Here is a 20,906-nt window from a genome sequence, read left to right as displayed (position 1 = left end):
GAAGTGGTGTATAAAAAGTACAAGTCAAAATGAGAAAATCCTAAATAAAAACATTAAGTATGATACAATGAAAGTATCGTAGAGAAGAAGGAACTCATTATGGCAATAATGCCTGCATTGAATCGTTTTATGCCATAATTAAACGAGAATGGCTAAATAGATTTAAAATTCAGGGTTACCAACAGGCTTACAAGTTTGTATTTGAATACATAAAGATTTGGAATTGCACAAGAAGATGTATATAAATTCTCATTACTATTAAAGAATAATGCTGAACTTTATGAACAATATAAATGAGTTACTAAGTATTGAGTATTAAGTAAGTATAAGCCAACCCTTGTCGGTCGGCTTATTATCTAATGGAGGAATGTACAATGAGCAAAACTATGTTTTCTATTATAATATTGGTATCATTGCTTTTAGGTTGTAGTGCTGATGTGGATGAAAAGATGCCTCAAACTGAAACTTATCAAATGAATTTAAGTTCAAATGCTGCAAATCTAAGTATGTTCACTTCTGATGGTCAGTTTGTGTACTATATTAATTATAATGATGGATGTAAGTTGTATAAAATTAATGAAAATGGAAGTGGTAACCAAATTATTGCCAACAACAGTTTTATAAAAATATTTTATTATAACGGAGTAATATACTTTACTGAACGTTTGAATAATAATTCAAGTTCTGCCTTTTCTTGCATAAATACTGATGGCACAGGCTACAAAGTACTCATAGACGAAGAAGTTGACAATATTAGTATATGGAATTTTATTATATATGAAGATAATATCTATGCAATAGGCGATAAAGGCGATGTTGAGCCTGATGCTGGATTCTCACTAGGATACTTAATGAGTATAAACATCGATAGCATGGAGATCACCATACTTGACAACGAAAATTCTGGATATATAATGGGGGATTTTGTTATATGTGAAGATAAAATATATTATAGAATGAATTACACTAAGTTTATGTATGACATAAGTTCCAAAGAAATAAAAGAAGTACCAATAATTGGTTCACAACTACAAGAAATTGATGGTAATGTTTATAGTGTTGATATGAATAAAATATATAAATTTGATGTAAATAACTTTCAAAATAACATAATTTATCTAGATGATAAAGGATTAGAAATAAGGAGTTTATATGTTACTAATAATGGAATTATCTTTTCAACTAAAGAATCTAATAACTTGAACGTTTTTAAAATGAATCATGATGGAAGTGATTTACTTGAGATATGCAGCATACCTTATTTAAATTTTCGTCAAGAAAAACAAGATATATTATATGTTATAAATGACAAAATTTTTATAGTTAATATATTTGTTGTAGAAAACAAATCATTTTTAATAGTTGTAGACCTAAAGGGAAATAAATTGTGGAGCTTGTAAACTACAAACTAAACCTTATACTATAATTCTTCGAAAGAAAAAAGAGTACCTGATGCAAAAGCATAAAAGTACTCTTTTTAATTACTCCTTATTACTTGGTTCATAGTCTTACTCCTTGTTTCTCGTTTTACAACGAAGCCGATTGTTAAAAAACAATCCTTGGTGTTAGAATATAAAAAGTACAAGTCAAAATGAGAAAATCCTAAATAAAAACATTAAGTATGATACAATGAAAGTATCGTAGAGAAGGAGGAACTCATTATGGCAAAACAATATGATAAGCAGTTTAAAATTGCCGTATGGTGCAGTGATATTACATATATTTGGACAACAATAAAGGGATCTCCACCATCTTTAGGCCACCCTCCTTTGTAAGCGACTGATTATCATTGCGACAAATAGTACCACAAGCTCTGCCACAATCATACCTGCCCAAATTGTGTTTACTCCAAAGAGTGCAGGAATGAGGAAAATGAAAGCAATGTTTGCCACAAAACTTCTCAGCACTGAAATAATAAGGGCTTGCCTTGTCCTTTTGGTTGCAAGGTAATAAACCGTATAAACAATATTGCATGCTGCAAACAAGAAGCAAATGCCGTATACCTTAATACAATCATAGCCTAAAGAAATAAGCTGACTGTCACTATTAAAGATAGAGATAATTCCCTTGCCGAATAAAAGCATGATTCCGTAGATAACTGTTGCGAGGAATATGTTCAGTCTTAACCCCTTACAGAAAAAGAACTTTTCGCTTTCGCTGTCTTTCTCACCAAAGCTACGGCTTAAAAGAGGTTGGATACCCTGTGCAAGACCTGTAAATACACCGATGACCACAACCAAAATATAGGAAATCACAGAAAATGCAGAAACTCCTATTTCACCAAATATATCTAACACAATAAAGTTATAGCACAATATAATGACAGGTTGGCTCATTTGTGTGATAAATTCGGGCGTTCCCGTTTTTATGATTTGACCAATGATTTGCATAGAAAATTGGGGCATTCCAATGGTAAGGTTGTTTTTTTTGTGTATAAAATGTGTGGACAATACAAGACAGGCAAGCACTTGACCAAGTCCCGAGGCAATGGCAGCTCCCACAAGTCCCATTTTCAGTGGGAAGATAAAGAGCCAATCTAAAAATACATTGCTGACAGCACCGATAATCATACCCCAAAAAGCAAGACGAGGATTGCTGTCATTTCTTACAAAAGCCGACAAGGTATTGGAACTACAAAAGAAAATGCCAAATAGTACAAAATACTTAATATAATTGGCAGCCCCCTCCAAAAGCAAATCACTTGCACCAAGCAATCTTGCAAGATTTTTAGAAAAGAAAAAGCTAACAATGGTCATAATAAGAGAGAAAATTAAGACCATCACAAGGCTTAAACGAAAGCTCCTGTTAGCTTCTTCATTTTCCCCTCTGCCAAAATGAATGGAAGTGATGGTTGCTCCGCCCATGGTAATCATCATACTGACAGATGTTAAAATTGAGATAAACGGAACAGCGATGTTAATAGCGGCAAGTGCCTCGGTTCCAACTCCTCTGCCCACAAAGATACCATCCACCACGAAATACAAGCCCGTGACAAGCATTGCGCCGATGGACGGTATGACAAACTGATAAAACTGTTTATTTTTCAAATGCAAAAACCTCCTATGGAATAAAAAATAATCTTATGTTATACTGCAAAGTATAAACTGTACCATAATGGCAGAGTCAATAGGAGGTGTACGCTTTTATGAAAAAATATTTATCGATCGGAGAAGTCAGTAAAATCAAGGATGTCAGTGTGAAATCCTTGCGATACTATGGCAAGCTTGGAATACTTCCTCCCATCTACATCAACGAGGAAACAGGCTATCGCTACTACAGTGTGGAGCAGCTTGTGATTGTGGATTTGATTATGGTGTGCCTGGATTTAGGGATACCACTTAAAAACTTTAGAGAATATTTAACCGAAGATGGCTGTGTGGATATTGGAAAACTATTTGCTGACGGGGAAAAGATTGTGAAAGAGAAAGTTGAAAAATTAAAAAATTCGGTTGCATTTTTAGATAACATGTCAAAGCATATTGATAGAACAAACAAAGTGAAAAATTACAAAGAGGAATTTACACAGCATATCCCCAAACGATATTTTTTAACTGTAGATTGGAATGGTGATATTACCGATTATAGAGAAATCAGTGGTAAGTATTCTAAAATATTTAAGCAATGCAGTGAGCTTTGTATCCCCGACACCTTCAATCAAGGTGTGTTATTCTTAATGCAGGAGCAAGAAATTATTAAAAAGGTTTTTGTCGAAATCCCATATTTTATAGAGAGTGTGGAAAACCTTGTGATAATTAACGAGGGGGAATTTTTATGCAAAGTGATGAAGGATACCGACTTAACCTCTATTTTGGAGCAAGAAATCACAGACACTCTCATTATCAAGGAACTGTTTGACTTAAAATTGGAACCTCAGTCGGGATTGGTTGAGGTGCAGAAACGCACCTTACTACTTGACTCTGCCATTATGGCATAGTATATAATGCCTTAGTGGAGGTGAAATGATGAAAAAGGAAATTATAAAAGTATGTCATGGCGATACATCATATATCGACACTATTACAAATTGGATTTATAACTGGTGGGGTACGATAGAAGGATATTCGAAGGAGGAAATATATTCTTTTTGTAGAAACGCCATATCAAAAGATCAAATTCCTCAAACTTTTCTTGCGTTGGTTGACGGTGAACCGGCCGGAATGTACCAGATTCTAATGAGCGATTGCAAATCACGACCTGATATTTACCCTTGGCTTACTGATGTATTTGTTGATGAAAAATTCCGAGGACAAGGAATTGGTAGTTATCTTTTGAAATCCGTACCTGAAAAAATACAAGAATTACATTTGAAAGAAATATATCTCTATACCCATATTGATAATTTTTATGAACACTTCTCTTGGGAATTTATAGAATATTTCAATCCGTACACTACCCCGACAGGCATTCAAAAGTTGTATAGACTGAAAACAAAAGAAACTACCCGAACATTGTAAACTACAATATATATATCAGCCACTTGACATCAGTTTAAAAATCAAGAGGCTGATTTTGTTTTGTGCGTTATATAATAAAAATCTTTTTATAATGCTCAAACAGATCTATATTTCTACATGTGCGTATGATGGTGAGTAAGCTGCCAAGGAAATATTCAAGCAAGGCATTTGCTTGGAGGAATACCTTGAATAAAAATGGTAAAACAAAATTAGAAAAAACAGATATCACAAATAATAAAATCATTGTAAATATCTTGACAAAGATGTTTTATTTTGATATTATATGGCAAATATAAAATGAATAGATTTCATGGTATTGTTCTCGCCGGGGAATAATACCTCTTTAAAGAGATAAAACAAAATTGCATCGGTAGGCCTGAGGTTGCATCAGGTCTACCTTTTTTTATATGCATTTTAAGATGTGGAGGAAGTATGAAAAATAATGAAGCTGCAATTAAGAATCAATCAAAAAATTTGTTTAGGAAATTATTGTCCTATATTGTTCCCGGAATAGCAGGTCTTATATTTAACTCGCTATATATTGTAGTTGACGGACTTTTCGTGGCAAGAATGCTTGGGAGAGAGTCACTTGCTGCGGTAACCGTAGGTGTACCTGTTGTAGAAATATTGCTTGCTTTAAGTATGCTTATATCAGTAGGAGCAGGTGTGCTGATTTCTAACAAAAATGGCAGAGGAGAACATAAAGAAGCAAGAGATATTTTTAATATATCTGTTAGACTATTAGCTGTAGTGACTGCACTAATAGCAATGGTAAGCTTGATATTTATACATCCTATTGCAAAAATGCTGGGGGCAACTTCGGATATAATGACTTTGGTAGTTGAATATTTGACTTGTTTCTTTACATTTAGCCCTTTTTTTATGTTTAGCTACGCTATGTGCACATGGCTGAGAAATGATTCACAGCCGAAACTTGTAATGATTGCTCAGATTGTTGGATCATTATTAAATGTATTTTTAGATTGGTATTTTATGGGGCCTTTAAAAATGGGAATTAGTGGAGCGGCATTAGCTACTGGCATAGGCCCTGTATTTAGCATAATAATGATGCTACCGCATTTTATATCCAAAAAAGGCAACTTATATCTTAAAAAAGTAAAAATTGATTTAAAAATCATATCAGAGATGTTATTAAAAGGAATACCATCATTTGCTATGGAGTTTGCATTGGGTATAACGACTTTATGCGTTAATATTGCAATTGGAATGCACATGGGATCTTTACAATTTGCAGCGTTTGGTATAGTTGGATATATAGCTTTAATAATTTTGTCAGTATTTTTAGGTATGGCGGAAGGTTTACAGCCCTTAATAAGTTTTTATCATGGAGCCAATGAAAAAAACAACATGAGAACAATTCTAAAAATTAGTTTGTGTATATCCGTAGCAACTGGAATAATAGCATACGTATTATTGACCAAATACAAAGAAATTTTAGTGAATGTATTTGCTGATAATGATGTTGAGCTTGTTAAGACTGCTGCGACTGCAACTATTTACTATTTCCCTGCTTTATTTGCATCAGGTATAAACATTCTTTTAGCATCGTATATGCAGTCTATAGGACATTGGAAGGAATCCGTAGCTATATCATTATGTAGGTCTTTAATTGTATTACTTCCATTGTTGTTAGTATTACCTAAGTTTTTAGGAGACAATGGTATATGGATGTCAGTGCCATGTGCAGAAGTGTTTACACTGCCTATAGTTTATTTATTATGGAAAGCAAAGAATTAGCATGCTTAAATTAAGCATTATATCCTTTAGTTTACTGTTGACAATCCAGATATGATTTTAATGAGAGTGAGAATATATCCTTCCGGCATATTACCACCATCAAATTCCATATATGGTCTTCTATATAATCAATCGCCATTGCGACTATTTCCACTGCCTATTCCTTCTGCTGAATGTTTATCATATCCTAAATGTTCATCCATCTCTGATTCAAGCATTCCTTCAATTGTTCCTTTAAAAAGTTCTTTTAAAAGACTTTGTACATCGCTTAAGCTTTCGCAATTCTTTGCTAAAAGTTTTGCCAATTCCTGTGTTTTTTCTTCGCGTAAAAAAGTTTCGTGTTTCATGATAATATATCCTCCCTTTTATGGTTAGTATTACCATTTACACGAAACTTTATACAGTCTCTATTGCCACCTATTTGCCACCGCTTTTTTTACTGGGTGGCAAAATTAAAAAATATCCCTTGCATTCGTTATGGACACAAGGGATATTTTTACTTTTCTTGATTAACTGTTTTTGGTTCAATGGTTAGTCCTTGTAACAGCCATCTAAGCTGTTCTAATGTTATATCTTTACTTCTTCTTCGTTCTTCGACCATTGAAATTTCATTTCGCCTGCGTCTATTAATTTTTTATGTGCAAGTATAAAACTGTTGTCTTCAAATCGCAATACCTTGATTGCGTTTCTCTTTTTATTGCAAAATATGAATACACTGTTTCCTGTATACGGATCTAAGCTAAATTTATTTACTACCATATGTACTAAGCGTTTCCATTTGTTTTCTAAAAGCTGTTTTTCCACAGGCTATGTATATGTGTGCTGCTTCCTTTATGAACGCTTCCATCATAGTTGCTTTACCACTTCCAATATGTTCTTTAGTGTCAATTGATTGAATTCATCTCCTATTTGCAAGACGCATCCGTTCATTCCCAATACTATTAAAGTATTCTTCGGTTGTTCCTTTTGGCTTGTTAATATTTTTTCTATTTTAACTTCTACTTTTTTTTCTACATCATTAGCTGTGGTATTTTTAGCTTTTTTTGCCTTTACCCATTTTAATAGTGTTATCCTATGTACTCCGATTTCTTTACCAAATTCTGTTGCTGTCTTCCCTGATTCTTCGAATTTCCTCAGTATTTCTTCTTTCTATTCTTCTTTGTATCTTCTCATTTTACACCTCCTCGTTTGCTACTTTAGCACACTTAGATGTGTCTTTCTATTCGGCTTCTTTTTTGGCGCTTACCTATTAAATATTAAGTTACATTTGATACTTTTGTTCTCAATTTTCTATATTACATTTTTATTACAAAACAACAAAAAAGTGATTTACATTTACGGTAATGTGTAAGAACACCTTACAATTACACATTCATTGACTATTGTATTTGTTATACAAAAAAGCTAAATTTAATACACGGTGAACGCTAGAGTCCTTGCTCTTAATCACTAAACTTAAATTATTTTTATAGGAGGATAAGATGAAAAGAGTTTTATCATTAGTTTTAGCAATGGCTATGATTCTTTCAAGTTTCAGTTTTGCCTTTGCTTTACCATCTGATGTTGAAGGAACTGACTACGCAGACGCAGTAGCAAGACTTACAGCATTAGACATAATTGTTGGTTACGAAGACGGAACATTCAAACCGGACAATTCAATTACAAGAGCTGAATTTGCAGCAATTGTAATTCGTGCATTAGGTATGGAGGATATTGCAGTAGATTCAGTAGATAACACAAAATTTGCTGATATGAGAGGAACTCACTGGGCAAGCGGATATGTTAACTTAGCAACTGCACAAGGAATAATAGTTGGATATCCTGACGGAACATTTAAACCTGAAGCTCAAGTAACATATTCGGAAGCAGTGGCAATGTTGGTACGTTTATTAGGTTATGAACCTGCTTTAAACAGCAATGTATGGCCTTCAAACTATTTAACAAAAGCTTCTGAAGTCGGATTAACACTAGGTGTTAAATTCAATTATAATGATCCAGCAAAAAGAGGCGTTGTTTCAAATTTAGTTAATAAGGCATTAGATATTGATTTAATGGACTTAACTGAAGTAACATCTGGAGATCAAACTTGGAAGATTACAGATGATACGCTTCTTACAAAGTACTTGAATGTATTTGAATTAGAAGAAGCGTATGTAGCTGAAACAGCATCACATTCATTAACTAAGTTAGATGCAGACGAAGTTAAAATTAAAACTGAAGCAGGCAAGACATACACATTCAAAAAGATAGATTCTATTGATGCTGATGCAGTTCTTGGACATGAAGTTACTGTATTTGTAAGAGATACAGACACTGATGGGAAAATTGAAGATGATGAATTAGTAATATCAATTCAAGATACTACTGATGCAAGAGATGTAATTGCATGGGACTGGATTGTTGACATTACTGAGAGTGATGAGGATAATTACAAAATCAAAGATGGTGGAATAGAAATTGCATTAGATGAAATAGATGATGAATTTGAAATAGCTGAAGATGCTATTGTATTCTACAATTATGAAAGAGTTACTGATCTTGAAGATATGGCTTCATCAAAAGTTGGAGTAGGCTATGCAGAATTAGGTGAAGTAGCAGGTAAAGTAATATTAAATGATGATGATGATATCATATTTATGGATATGGTTAACTATGATTCTCCTGTAGTTATTACAGATGTTAATTTAAAAGACGAAAAAGTTAAATACTTTATGTATAGCGACAGTGAAAGCACATTGAAACTTGATGGCGAAGATTATGTTGTAATGAAAAATGGCGAAGTTGCAGATTTAGAAGCTTTAGCAGCTGATGATGTACTTTATTTCTGGGAAGTATCAGGAGCATATGTACTTGAAGCTTATGACTATAAGATTGAAGGTATATTGGATTCTGTAGATTCTGATAACAATATGTACTGGGATTATACACTTGTAGTTGACGGCAAGAGCATATCAGTAGGTCCTGCATTTACAATGAGTACTGATGAAAATGATACTATAGATTCATTGGCAACTAACCCAGGAGCTTATGAGTGGGTTGCAGATGATGACAGATTATCTGATTTGGAAGATATGGTTGGCGAAAATGTAGTAGTCTATATTGGTAAATACTATGAAGAAACTGAAGGATGGAATTACGGACGTCACGTCACAACTGCTGTTAACACAGGAGATGATGATTATTACGTAGTAACTGTAGAACCATGGGCATCAAGAACAGCAGGCTATAAATATTATGTTGAACTTATCAATCAGTTTGGTGATGATATAACATATGAATTTACTGAAGATGAAACTGAATTTAATGGAGCAGAAGAAGATTTATCTGTGAGTGCAACTATGAATAATGTTACTGCTATGTTACCGCAAGGTACTTTGGTAGATGTTGAATTCAACAGTGATGGAACAATCTCAGCTATCGATGTAGTTGAAGAAATTGATAATTCAGAAACTTTTGACTACAAAGATATCGATGACGATTACGACAGAATAAAAATTGGTGGAAAAATATACTATGTAAGCGATGAAACAGTATTTTATGGTGTTGCTGTAAATGATTTAGATACTATGAAATTTGTTGATGCAGATGCTTATACTTGGGCAGATATAGCTGATATTAATTCAGGATCATTTAAAGCTGTTTCAAGCAGTGATGATAATGAATTAGAAGCCATGGTATTCTACTATGAAGATTCAGAAGATTTTGCTTTAGGCAAAAATGACTATGGTTATGTATTAAAACGTGAAATTAGAAAAGAAGGATTGTATGTATTCATGGCTGTAGAAGATGAAATTGTTGAATACTATGCAGGTGATTTAAGTAAATCAACTCAAAACAGCTTACAAGAAAAAGTTCTTGTTAACTTTACTGCAAGCGGAAATGATTTAGATAAGGCAAATAAAGTAGATAGAACAATATTCTATGCTGATGCTGATGAAATGACAAACAACATGTTTAAAGTAGTTGCAGGGGTTGAAGTAACAACAGGTTCAAGCATTAAGGCTGCAACAGTTGATAAAAATGACATTAAATTAGATGATGTAGTAATTGCAAAATGGAATACAACTGATGGAAAACTTGATAATATAGCAGAAGGATACAAAGCTTCAGACTTTAGTTTTGAATTTGACAAGTTTGAAATAGTAAGTGGTGGAGTTGACACTAAGAACGGAATTATCGAAGTTATGGCAGTGGGAACTGATGAAGACGAAGATATGACTTGGTTCGTAGATGTTGACAAATATGGCAACGAATCATTCTACTACGATGTTGATATATCACACAGAAATCTTGAAAACAAGATATTATCTCTTGGAGATTTAACTGATGGAGATATGCTTCACATCTATGATGTACCTGAAGAAACAGTTACTGAATATATCTCAGTATACGACAGATAAAATTATTAAAAAACCTGCCGATGAAAGTCGGCAGATTTTTTTAAAATATATGTAAGTTAGTACTTACAAAGCTTAAAATGAGGTGATTACATTGATTAAAAATATAATAGTATTACTGACAGCAATGCTTATATTAACATTTAGCATCACTTATGCTGAGGAGCAGTCTCAAAATAAGATATACAATCTTTCTATGGAGGAAGCTGTAGAGCTTGGGTTAAAAAACAATGAAGCCTTAAAAATTGCTCAGCTTGATATTGAAAAAAATCAAGTCATTTCCAAAAAAGCTTCATTATTATGGTCAAAAGCTCCCGAAAATTCCATGATTGAAACTAAACTGTTGTCAAAGGGATATTACAAAAGACAATCTGAGATGGCTGTTAAACTGTCGAGAAAAAGCAAAGAATTAATAGAGCAAAAAATAGAGCTTGGAATTAAGAACGGCTATTATGAAATTAGCAGAAGTATAAAAGACATTGAAGTAAAAGAAGAAAATGTCTTACGTTTTCAGGAGCAACAAAGAATTGCAGAGGTAAAATTTAAGATTGGCACAGGCATAAAACAGGAAGTTTTAACAGCACAGGCAGCAGTTGAGGAAGCTAAATTAGCATTATCAAATGCTAAGGATGATTTAACATACAAAAAAATGGAATTTAACAAGCTATTAGGACTTCCATTTGATATAAAAGTAAATTTAACTGACGATGTTATAAATAAAATGAGCTTGAAGATGTCATATAACATCGATTTAACAGATAAAGTTTCAGAAGCACAAAAAAACAGAATTGAAGTAATTCAAGCTCAGGAAAACACTGAAGTTTCAAGATTGTATTTTGATATAGTTTCAAATTACAGCGCAGAAAACACATATGATTACAGAGCAGCAAATTTTGAAAAAGAAAAAGCTATTAATGAATTAAGTGATGCAATGCAAAGTGTTGAGCTAAGTGTCAATAATGCTTATTTAAATATGCAAAAAGCTTCTAGGGCTGTAGGTGTTTATGAAAAAAATATAGCAAGTCTTGAAGAAGCATACAGATTGTCACAACTTTCCTACGAAGCAGGAGTTGGAATTCAAATGGATGTGTTAAATGCTCAAAATATGCTTTATAATGCAGAATTGTCATATGTTCAGTCTCTCCACAACTATAATCTGGCTAAGCTAAGTTTTGAAGCATCATATGGAATCGGTTATTAGAAATGATGGTCCAGCTATGAAAGAAGAAGATACAAGAGAAAGAATTTTAAATGCAGCTAGAGAGGTGTTTTCTAAAAAAGGATATGCCGGTTCTACTACAAAAGAAATTTCTTCTTTTGCAGAAGTGGCAGAAATAACATTGTTCAGGCACTTTGAAACAAAGAATAACCTGTTTTGTGAGACTATATCTAAATTCATTGTCAAACCAATGTTAAACTTCAACTCATCAAAAACTAAGCTAAATTCAGAGCAGGTTATTGAGAAAATCATAGAAGAAAGAACAAGCACATTGAGAAAAAACAGAGATTTATTTATTTGTACCATATATGAAGCTCAATTTAATGATGAAATAAAAAATATGCTAAAAAGCATATTTTCAAAAGTTTTTGATGAACTTATGCATTATATGAGAGACGGGTATATGAAGTCTGGCGAAAAAACAATTGAGTATATGGCACAAATTATATTGTCAACTATTGTGGGTTTAATTATTTTTGAATCTCTAACAGGCAGCGATACCTTCAAAGATACAATTAAGTTATATGAAACAATTAAAACATTAGTATAGTAAGATTGGAGATCATCTATGAATAAAAAAAAGCTTATATTGATTGTTATATTTTCATTAGTAATTTTAGCTGCAGTTGTTAAAAACATCAACTCAGCTTCAGGCAGCAAAGAAAGCGCCGCAAAAAATTCAGATCTTGGTATTCCCATAAAACTTGAAACTGTTGTCAAAGGCAATCTGACAGAAACAATAAACTATGTAGGTACAATTGAACCTAAAAGCTCTACAACCATATCACCTTCCATAGCAGGGCAGATCGTTCAAGTCTATGTTGAAGAAGGAAGTATTGTCAAATATGGAGATTTATTGATAAAAATTGATGACAGCCAACTAAAAGCAAGTCTTGAAACAGTACAAAAGAAACTTGAAACATTAAAAACAAATTATAATTATCTAGTCAATGAAATAAATGATTTTTATGAAACAAATCCGCTTCTTAAACAACTTGAAACAGCTCAGTCAAATTATGAATATTTGAAAAGCGAAAAAAGTAATTATGAAGGTTTGTATGAAGAAGGAGCAATTCCTAAAACAACATTTGACAAATTAGTGCAAGAAACAAACAATGCTTATCTTAAATTAGAGGAACTAAAAGCAACAACCCAAAATTCTTATGAAAACTTAGTTCATGAAAAAGACATGGCATTAAAGCAAATGGAAGAATTAAATTCATCAATAAATGAACTTAATGTAAAAATTGAAGACACAGTTATTAAGGCGCCAATAAGCGGTGTGGTTAAAATGATTGAAGGAGACGTGGGGGATTTGGCTGTAGTTGGAAAACCCTTAGTTGCCATTGATGACAATAAAGAATTGATAGTTAAGGTTAATGTATCTGAACGTGACATTAACAGAATATTTGTTGGCAGCAAAGGTGACTTAAAAATAAACGGTTTAGAAGGTGAAATAACTACAGCAGTAAGTAAAATTGTTCCTAATGTAAATCCCAACACGAGGATCGGACTAATAGAATTAGGTCCTATTCAAAATGAAAAATCATACATGCTGTTTTCAGGTAACAGCGCAGAGGTTAAAATTATTGCAAACGAAGCGAAAGATAAATTAATTATACCAAAAAATTCTATAAAAAATTTAAACAACAAGAATATAGTCTATTTGTATATGGACGGCATAGTTAAAGAAACTGAAATAACAACAGGCATTACTATGGGGGAGAGTACTGAAGTAACTAAGGGGCTTAAAGGAGGAGATAAAATAGCAATCACAAATTTATCCAAACTTTATGAAAATGCAGTTGTTTATGTTTTTAAAGGAGAAGAATAATGAATATAGGCAGATTTTCAATTAAAAACAAATATTTCATATTATCTGTTGCTATAGCAATAGTGATTTTTGGAATATATTCAAGGATTTCATTAAAGACACAATTGTCTCCAGATACTAACGCCCCTACAGTAACCGTAATTACTCAGTATCCAGGCGCTTCTTCTCAAGATGTTGTCAAAGATGTTGTTGAGCCAATGGAAGATGAATTTGGAAAGCTGGAGGGTATTTCCAATATAAAATCCACAAGTCAGGATAACATTGCAGTTATAACGCTGGAGTTCAGCTATGCAACAAATATTGACGAGGCAGCAATTGACATACAAAATGCTATCAGTAGAATAAGAAACAAATTGCCTTCAAATATGGGTGAGCCGAAGGTATTAAAATTCAGTACTTCAGATAAGCCGGTTTTAACATTGAGCTTAAACAGTAATTCAGTTGACTTAAGAACAGTAAGACAAATAGCTGAAGATGAAATAGGTTTTAGTTTGCAACTTTTAGATGGAATTGCTTCAGTTGATATTTTTGGCGGATACAAATCCTTGGTTAAGGTTAATGTGGATAAAAACAGACTTAATTCTTACGGACTTACTTTAGAACAAGTATCTTCCTTACTTGCCCAAAATAATATTAAGGCACCTGGAGGAAAATTAACAGATGCCAATAAGGAAGTATTAATAAGAATTGAAGAAGATTTAAAAACCACTAATGATATTGAAAACATAAGAATTCCGTTGAAGGATGGAAATGCAATTTATTTAAAAGATATAGCAGAAGTAGAATTTACTACAGAAGATTTGGAAAGCAATTACAGATACAACGGAAATGAAGGTATTGCGCTATTAGTATTAAAAAGAAGTGATGCCAATACAGTGGAAGTTGTTGAGGACATCATAAAAGAAGTTGAAGTATTAAAAGATAAATATCCTTTTATTCAATTTGAAATCGCACAAGATGACTCGATTTTTACTAATCAGATGGTTGACAATATGTCATCTAGTGTATTAATGTCAATGGTTTTTACAATAATACTTATAATGCTTTTTATATCCAATGTCAGCCAGTCGTTGGTAGTCTCCATGTCAATGCCGCTGGTATTTTTAACTACGTTGGCCCTTATGAAGTTTTTCGATATGAAGTTAGATATGGTTACTTTGTCAGCGTTAATTCTCAGCATAGGATTTGTTGTTGATGCATCCATAGTAGTTGTTGAAAATATCGTATCTCATAGGAATCAAAATAAAGATATAATTGCTGCTGCCATTGATGGAACTAATGAAATAGCGATGGCTAATATAGCAGGTGCAACAACAACATTGGTTGTTTTAATACCTCTTTTGTTCATAGAAGGTTTTGTAGGGGAAATTTTTAGACCTCTTTCTTTAACAGTAATATTTGCAATAGGTTCCTCTATATTGATTTCATTATTAATTATACCGTTGTTTACGGTAATGCTCAGTAAATTTGAATTTGCAAAAGCTGAAAAATTAATTGATAAGATTTCATTACCGTGGAACAAATTGATGGCTAAATTAAGTGAATTTTATATAAGTGTATTGAAATTAGCTTTGAAAAACAAAGTAAAAACCATATTAATTGCCTTGGTTCTTCTTGTTTTAAGCGGTAGATTTTTAGCTAATAACGGAATGGAAATGCTTCCTCAATTTGACAGCGGAAAAACATTTGTATCTGTTGAAATGGAGCCAGGAACAAGAATAGAAGAAACAAGCAGGGCTGTAGAATATATTGAAAATTTTTTAGCAAAAGAAGAAATCGTTATAAATTATGATGCACAAATAGGCTATGAAAGAGATAGTAACATGCTCAGTGATTTTGGAGTAATGAGTACTAATCAAGCATTACTTACCATCAATTTGACAACTAGGATTGAAAGAGATGAAACTATATGGGAATTTCAAGAAAGGTTGAGAGATGAAATTAAAAAAATTCCAGGCATAAAAAGATATTCCGTTAAAGAACAAGGAGGAACTGCTTCATCCAGTGCTGCTGCTCCTATAGACATAAAAATAAGCGGTGCTGATCAAGAGATACTTTATAACATTGCTGACAAGCTGCAGCAAGAAATTGCTAAGGTTGAAGGAACAACTAATTTATACAAAAGCTTCAACGTGGATAACTTACAAATGAATATTATAATGAATGAATCCCGTATTCAGGAACTTGGGTTGACAAATGCTCAAGTTGCTAATCAAATATATAACTCAATGGAAGGAATTGTAGGAACTGATTTGGATATTGACGAATCTGATAATGTGGGAATTTCAGTTGAATATATGGATGAGTACAAAGAGTCAGCAGACAGTCTTTTAGACACATATATTAATGCTCCTTTGGGTGTGAAAGTTCCTTTAAGAGAATTGGCAGATATTGAGTTAAATGAAAGAGCAAATTTAATTACAAGAGAAGATTTGGAATACACAATAGACATATTGGGATACACTCATTCAAGAGCATTCAGCCATATAACAAAAGATATTAACAAGATAATAAAAAACTATCCTGTTCCAAGCGGTTACGCAATAGAACTGACGGGAGAACAGCAAAGTATGTCTGATTCAGCAAAAGACATGATGTTTCTTTTATCGTTGTCTGTAATATTGGTTTATTTGATACTTGTACCACAGTTTAAATCATTTATGCAACCTGTTACTGTTATGGCATCGATACCCTTGGTAGTAATCGGTATAGCCCCAGCCTTAGGTTTGACGGGAAAGTATATTTCTATGCCGGTTCTTTTGGGATTTATACTTCTGGTAGGTACAGTTGTAAATAATGCAATATTGCTGGTTGAGTTTATAAATGAAAGGAAAAAAGAAGGAATTGAACTTAATGAAGCCATAACCCAAGCAGTTAAATCAAGATTCAGACCAATTATGATGACTGCTCTGTCAGATATAACAGGTATGATTCCTTTGGCTGCGCAATTGGCACTGGGTTCGGAGAGGTTTTCACCTCTGGCTATTGCAGTTATAGGAGGTATGACTGCCTCAACATTCTTGACAATGGTTATTATTCCAGTTATCTATGCATCATTTGAAGGAACAATAAATAAATTTAACAAAGCTTTAGTAAATTAATTAAAACCCCCTAGATATAATATACTAGGGGATTTATATATCTAGAGGGTTTGAATTACTTCTAGAGGGGGACTCTAGTTAGCAGCTTCATATTCTTTTAAAACATTCAGCGTAGCTGAATTTAATGTCTTGCCCAACATTTTTACAATTTCTTCAGGGTTTTCTTTCATGCCATTGTTTGCCCATTGGACTATGACTGATGTTAATGTAATTGTCTGCAAATTAGCTAAAAAATTAATTTTTTCTTCAGGGATATCTGATTTGGAAGATACTTTAGATATTTTACTTTTACAGAATTCATATAAATCTAGATAAAGGGCTTGTTCGAAATGTTCTCTGCCAACAGATTGAATTGTATAGGAAAACATAGATTTATTCTCACGAATATAGCTTAAAATATTATTGATAACTTTTTCCCAACTGTTATTTTTAGAATCATTTAAAAAGTGACCTATTTCATTTTTATATGTCCAATCTAATAATTCATAAATATCCTGGAAGTGGTAATAAAAAGTCTGTCTGGTTAATTTGCAATCATTGACAATGTCTTTTACGGTTATTTTATTTAGAGGTCTTTTACTTAGTAATTTTTTTAAAGAATTGCTAAGCAATATCTTAGTCATTTCCGTCATAATAGAATGTGCCATATTATCCTCCTCATATAGTCAAGCTTTTTTCCTTGAAAAATCAAGGTTTTTTGTTTCTTTATCTCAGATAAATGGCCATAGTCATGGATATTTCTTGTATCGAGTACTAAAATAGTGGTATTAGGGTACACGAAGTAAAACGTCTTTGTTTTTCGCTTTACATGGCCTTGTGTATACCCATCCCTCTATGGCAGCTAACCTCCTGTATCCACCAGGATCTCCATCCGTTTCCGCATGCGTCCTAACTACCTTCGTCCTGCCTATCCATAACCAGGGTGTCAGCTTAGCTCCTTAACAGGGTCTATGCCCTATGGAAAATATTCCTGCCGACTACTGGCTCATTCTTTGTTTTGATTACTGATTTTGCTCCTACAACAGCGTTGTTTCCAACGGACGTTTTCCTGTTGCTTTCTGTTTATTGTATAGCCACATTTGTGGCAGTTTCCAGCTTAACCTCTTGTTTACTATTTATCGTGGCTGGATTTAATTGTCAAGGGCTTGCCGCTTTAGCGGTACTAACGTACCCTTGATAATTAAATTCAACCGCGATATCTTTCAACAGAGGTTTAAGCTTATTGCTTTACTTTTTATGCTGCCTGTGCTGATATCGGTGGTCTCTTGATGTCTCCAAGCATTTTTACAGGATCATAGCTGACTCCTGTTGTTAGAATCTTGTAAATCACCCTAAGCAACTTACAGGCAACTGCAATCAGCGACTGCATCTTCTTCAATGGATTATTCTGTCTGGTCGTATAATAATGGTGCAGTTCCCTGAACTCTTTATTTTTTCCAACTAATGACATTGCAACCTCAAACAGCAGATATCTCAGTCTCTTGCGACCACGTCTGCTTATCGTTGTCTCGCCCTTATGTTTTCCAGAACTGTTCTCCACCAGTGCATATCCTGCTAGCTTCTGTATCTGTTTTGGGTTATCAAAACGTCTTATGTCACCCACTTCAGCTATAAATCCAGATACGGTCTTACTTCCAATACCTTTAATTTCCAGCAACTTATCTGTGTATGAAATTCCACTCATCAAGTCTTCTATTAGAGCCATTAGTTCATTGACTCTTTTACTATAAACCTCATAATCACTGAGCAGATTTTTTATTTCCATACGTGCTGCTGTCAAACCTTCCTGACTGCCAATGCTATGCTCTGCAGCTGCTACCAAGGTCTTTGCCCTCTTTCGTCCAGCGCCTCTCAGCTTTGCGTCCCGCCAGATTTTGTTCACTCCTTCCACACCTAACGCTGCAATGTCTGCTGGCAATGGTGCCTGTGCTAAAATCATCAATCCGCTTTTTGCATCTTTCTTCCCATAAACGTCTTTATACTCTGGAAAGTAAATGCTGAACCATCTTGCAATCCTATTAAGAACTCTTGTAAGTTCCTCCTGCGCCTGAAATCTCAGGTTTGAAGCCGTCCTAAGCTCTGCATAGACACCTTCCGGAAGGTAAGGGTAAGAGAATCGCCCCTCATTGATTAGTCCTGCGATTACTTTCGGATCCTTGCGATCAGTCTTTGTTGGATTGTTATCATCTAGTTCTTTGGATTTCTTTACGTGATGAGGATTGACAAGCACCGGTCTCATGCCGTTGTCCTGTAGGAACTTTCCTAGTGCAAACCAGTAGTGTCCTGTTGGCTCCATCCCTGGAAGTACAGCCTGTTTCTCATGCTTTTCTCCCAGTTCATGCATCCATGCCAAAAAACTGTTAAATCCAGCTTCTGTATTACTGAATGAGAAGGCCTTCTTTGAGTACTCATAACCTCTCCAGTCAAAAGCTCTGGCATAGTGTAGTTCACTTCCGACATCAATACCAACCACTAAAGTTTTTTCTGTAATAGTTCCTAATTTTGCGTTCTGTGTGTTATAATTCATTTCTAGATACCTCTCTGTTTAATAAGATTTTTTACTAACCGGCAAAGTCAGTAATCTTATTGTACACTGAGGTATTTTTTTCTCAACCTTCTTTCTTGGAATTCCTTATATTTGAATTATACAGGAAGCTCCTTAACTTTTGTATTTTTACATATCTATAAGTATGTATCCCTTGCCTCTAATTGTTTTTAAATATTCGTTGTCAGGATCAATTTTATTTCGCAGTCTTTTGATTGCTACTCTAAGCATTCCGGCATTAGCATATGCTATGCCCCAAACACAGTTTATAATTTGTTCATTTGTTAAAATTTTTCCTTTATTATCTATGAAAAGCTTAAGCATTTTATATTCTCTGGGAGATAAATCAATTTTCATTCCATCTTTATATACTTCCGTACTGTCAATATTTATTGCCAAAGAGGCATAATTTATAATATTTAACTTTTTTCTTATCTTTATTTCATTGTTTTTTAATTTTTCTATAAATTCTTCAATGGAAATTTGCTTATAAGTATTATCCTTGTGGGATATTTCGAATATTACAATATTATCTTTTATTTTATTTAAATTTTCAGGTGCTGCACTTTCCACATAAATCCCCTCATTAAACTTTTAAATTATGTTCTTTAAAATCATAATAGCGAGACTATGTTTAAGTACTAGCTTATTCATAGCATCGCTATTAAGTCCCCTTAAACATTTTCATAGGAGTTTTGGGGAATTAAAGAATGTTATACTTTATAAGTATTATCTGTCTAAAGTATATATTTTTAGTCAAAATTCTACAATAGACAATGATTTAGAAATGTAAGTGATTCTTACAAAAGTGAATATTTGTAAACTTAATTTTCTATATGAAGCTTACTAAGCAAATCTATATCTTTAATGAAGATGAATTTTGCATTGAAGTCTATTAAGCCGTCTTTTCTCATTTTATTTAACTCGCGGGAGAGAGATGAACGCTGGACACCAATTTTTTCGGCTAAATCCTTCTTAGTCATGTTTAATTTGATTTTTGTGCTGTCTTGAGCGTAGTATTCAAACAATAAATATTCAATAATACACTGTCTTAAGGTTTTCATTGTTAAAGATTTTATTTTGTCAGACAATATTAGTGCTTTACTAGATAGGGAATGTAGAAAAGAAATTAAAAAACATTCATTACTTTGACATAGTTTTAAGATAAGTTCTTTTTTTATGTTTAATATTGTCACATCATTTTTTGCAAATACCGTCATAGGATATTTGTTATCTATGGAGAAAACTAGGCTTTCACCTATGACGTCACCACTCATAAAATCGTTTATGGTCAGAACGTTCCCCTCTGAATTTATTTTTTGTACAGAAACGATTCCTTCCAAAATAATATCTAGGCTTTTACATTTTTCATTTTGCATATATATTATGGAATTTTTATTATAATTTTTTATATTATAATTGTTATTACTAAGGACACTTTCTAATTCATCTTCAGACAAACACTTAAATAAATCCATATTTTTAATTAATTTTATATAGTTTTTCATTATTTCACCTTTCCTATGGTTAGAATCACAATATTATAATTATAGTTTAATAATAATTTTAAAAAAGTTACCGTGGTAACTGTTTTTATT

At 33.1% G+C, this 20,906-nt stretch carries 17 protein-coding genes; 10 read left to right on the top strand and 7 right to left on the bottom strand.

Going from position 1 to position 20,906, the window contains the following annotated elements; translation table 11 throughout:
- The first annotated feature begins 116 nt into the window (after nt 1-116).
- Together RBQ61_RS15360 and RBQ61_RS15355 are read left to right on the top strand one after the other, a co-directional pair.
- Nucleotides 117-245, top strand: coding sequence for an IS3 family transposase (locus RBQ61_RS15360; protein WP_374049919.1), 129 nt, complete (start codon nt 117-119; stop codon nt 243-245).
- A 129-nt stretch (nt 246-374) separates the two neighbouring features.
- Nucleotides 375-1,400 carry a DUF5050 domain-containing protein gene (locus RBQ61_RS15355; protein ID WP_308138095.1) on the top strand — a complete coding sequence of 342 codons (1,026 nt, stop codon included), beginning with the start codon at nt 375-377 and terminating at the stop codon, nt 1,398-1,400.
- Nucleotides 1,401-1,754: 354 nt separating this feature from the next.
- On the opposite strand, the gene RBQ61_RS15350 is transcribed toward RBQ61_RS15355, so the two are convergent.
- The gene (locus tag RBQ61_RS15350) at nt 1,755-3,047 is read right to left on the bottom strand and encodes an MATE family efflux transporter (protein WP_308138094.1); all 1,293 of its coding nucleotides are present in this window, start codon (nt 3,045-3,047) and stop codon (nt 1,755-1,757) included.
- 98 nt (nt 3,048-3,145) lie between these two features.
- Between RBQ61_RS15350 and RBQ61_RS15345 the strand changes: the two genes are divergently transcribed.
- The 3 genes from RBQ61_RS15345 to RBQ61_RS15335 all read left to right on the top strand — a co-directional run bounded on the left by RBQ61_RS15345 (nt 3,146) and on the right by RBQ61_RS15335 (nt 6,212).
- On the top strand, nt 3,146-3,934 hold the full coding sequence (locus tag RBQ61_RS15345; protein ID WP_308138093.1) for a helix-turn-helix domain-containing protein: 789 nt from the start codon (nt 3,146-3,148) through the stop codon (nt 3,932-3,934).
- Nucleotides 3,935-3,959: 25 nt separating this feature from the next.
- Nucleotides 3,960-4,454, top strand: a complete 495-nt coding sequence (locus tag RBQ61_RS15340; protein WP_308138092.1) for a GNAT family N-acetyltransferase — start codon at nt 3,960-3,962, stop codon at nt 4,452-4,454.
- Nucleotides 4,455-4,886: 432 nt separating this feature from the next.
- A complete protein-coding gene (locus tag RBQ61_RS15335; protein ID WP_308138091.1) occupies nt 4,887-6,212 on the top strand; it encodes an MATE family efflux transporter in 1,326 nt (441 codons plus the stop codon).
- A 128-nt stretch (nt 6,213-6,340) separates the two neighbouring features.
- Here the strand turns inward: RBQ61_RS15335 and RBQ61_RS15330 are convergent, their stop codons facing one another.
- Both RBQ61_RS15330 and tnpB read right to left on the bottom strand, forming a co-directional pair.
- Nucleotides 6,341-6,559 (bottom strand): transposase, encoded by a 219-nt coding sequence (locus RBQ61_RS15330; RefSeq protein WP_374049885.1) that lies wholly within the window; start codon nt 6,557-6,559, stop codon nt 6,341-6,343.
- Between the two features lie 220 nt (nt 6,560-6,779).
- Nucleotides 6,780-7,016: an IS66 family insertion sequence element accessory protein TnpB gene (gene tnpB / locus RBQ61_RS15325; RefSeq protein ID WP_308138090.1), complete on the bottom strand. Its 237-nt coding sequence runs from the start codon at nt 7,014-7,016 to the stop codon at nt 6,780-6,782.
- Nucleotides 7,017-7,693: 677 nt separating this feature from the next.
- Here tnpB and RBQ61_RS15320 point away from each other — a divergent pair.
- The 5 genes from RBQ61_RS15320 (at nt 7,694) to RBQ61_RS15300 (ending at nt 16,763) form a co-directional block, all read left to right on the top strand.
- The gene (locus tag RBQ61_RS15320; protein WP_308138089.1) at nt 7,694-10,612 is read left to right on the top strand and encodes an S-layer homology domain-containing protein; all 2,919 of its coding nucleotides are present in this window, start codon (nt 7,694-7,696) and stop codon (nt 10,610-10,612) included.
- A 91-nt stretch (nt 10,613-10,703) separates the two neighbouring features.
- Nucleotides 10,704-11,810, top strand: a complete 1,107-nt coding sequence (locus tag RBQ61_RS15315) for a TolC family protein (protein WP_308138088.1) — start codon at nt 10,704-10,706, stop codon at nt 11,808-11,810.
- 16 nt (nt 11,811-11,826) lie between these two features.
- A complete protein-coding gene (locus tag RBQ61_RS15310; protein WP_308138087.1) occupies nt 11,827-12,378 on the top strand; it encodes a TetR/AcrR family transcriptional regulator in 552 nt (183 codons plus the stop codon).
- Between the two features lie 18 nt (nt 12,379-12,396).
- A complete protein-coding gene (locus RBQ61_RS15305; protein WP_308138086.1) occupies nt 12,397-13,662 on the top strand; it encodes an efflux RND transporter periplasmic adaptor subunit in 1,266 nt (421 codons plus the stop codon).
- A complete protein-coding gene (locus tag RBQ61_RS15300; protein ID WP_308138085.1) occupies nt 13,662-16,763 on the top strand; it encodes an efflux RND transporter permease subunit in 3,102 nt (1,033 codons plus the stop codon). Before RBQ61_RS15305 ends, RBQ61_RS15300 begins: the two co-directional genes overlap by 1 nt.
- Nucleotides 16,764-16,837: 74 nt before the next feature.
- Here RBQ61_RS15300 and RBQ61_RS15295 read toward each other — a convergent pair whose 3' ends face one another.
- The 4 genes from RBQ61_RS15295 to RBQ61_RS15280 form a co-directional block, all read right to left on the bottom strand.
- Complete coding sequence (locus RBQ61_RS15295) at nt 16,838-17,410, bottom strand: TetR/AcrR family transcriptional regulator C-terminal domain-containing protein (RefSeq protein WP_308138084.1); 573 nt, start codon at nt 17,408-17,410, stop codon at nt 16,838-16,840.
- Nucleotides 17,411-17,997: 587 nt separating this feature from the next.
- Nucleotides 17,998-19,290, bottom strand: coding sequence for an IS110 family transposase (locus RBQ61_RS15290; protein WP_308137223.1), 1,293 nt, complete (start codon nt 19,288-19,290; stop codon nt 17,998-18,000).
- Between the two features lie 147 nt (nt 19,291-19,437).
- On the bottom strand, nt 19,438-19,881 hold the full coding sequence (locus RBQ61_RS15285; RefSeq protein WP_308138083.1) for a winged helix-turn-helix domain-containing protein: 444 nt from the start codon (nt 19,879-19,881) through the stop codon (nt 19,438-19,440).
- Nucleotides 19,882-20,132: 251 nt separating this feature from the next.
- On the bottom strand, nt 20,133-20,816 hold the full coding sequence (locus tag RBQ61_RS15280) for a Crp/Fnr family transcriptional regulator (RefSeq protein WP_308138082.1): 684 nt from the start codon (nt 20,814-20,816) through the stop codon (nt 20,133-20,135).
- Between the last annotated feature and the right edge of the window lie 90 nt (nt 20,817-20,906).

The organism is Sedimentibacter sp. MB35-C1, from assembly GCF_030913635.1.
In the GTDB taxonomy this organism is placed as follows: Bacteria; Bacillota; Clostridia; order Tissierellales; family Sedimentibacteraceae; genus Sedimentibacter.
The sequence above is the reverse complement of the archived record's forward strand: the minus strand, read 5'-3'. Positions and strand labels throughout refer to the sequence as shown.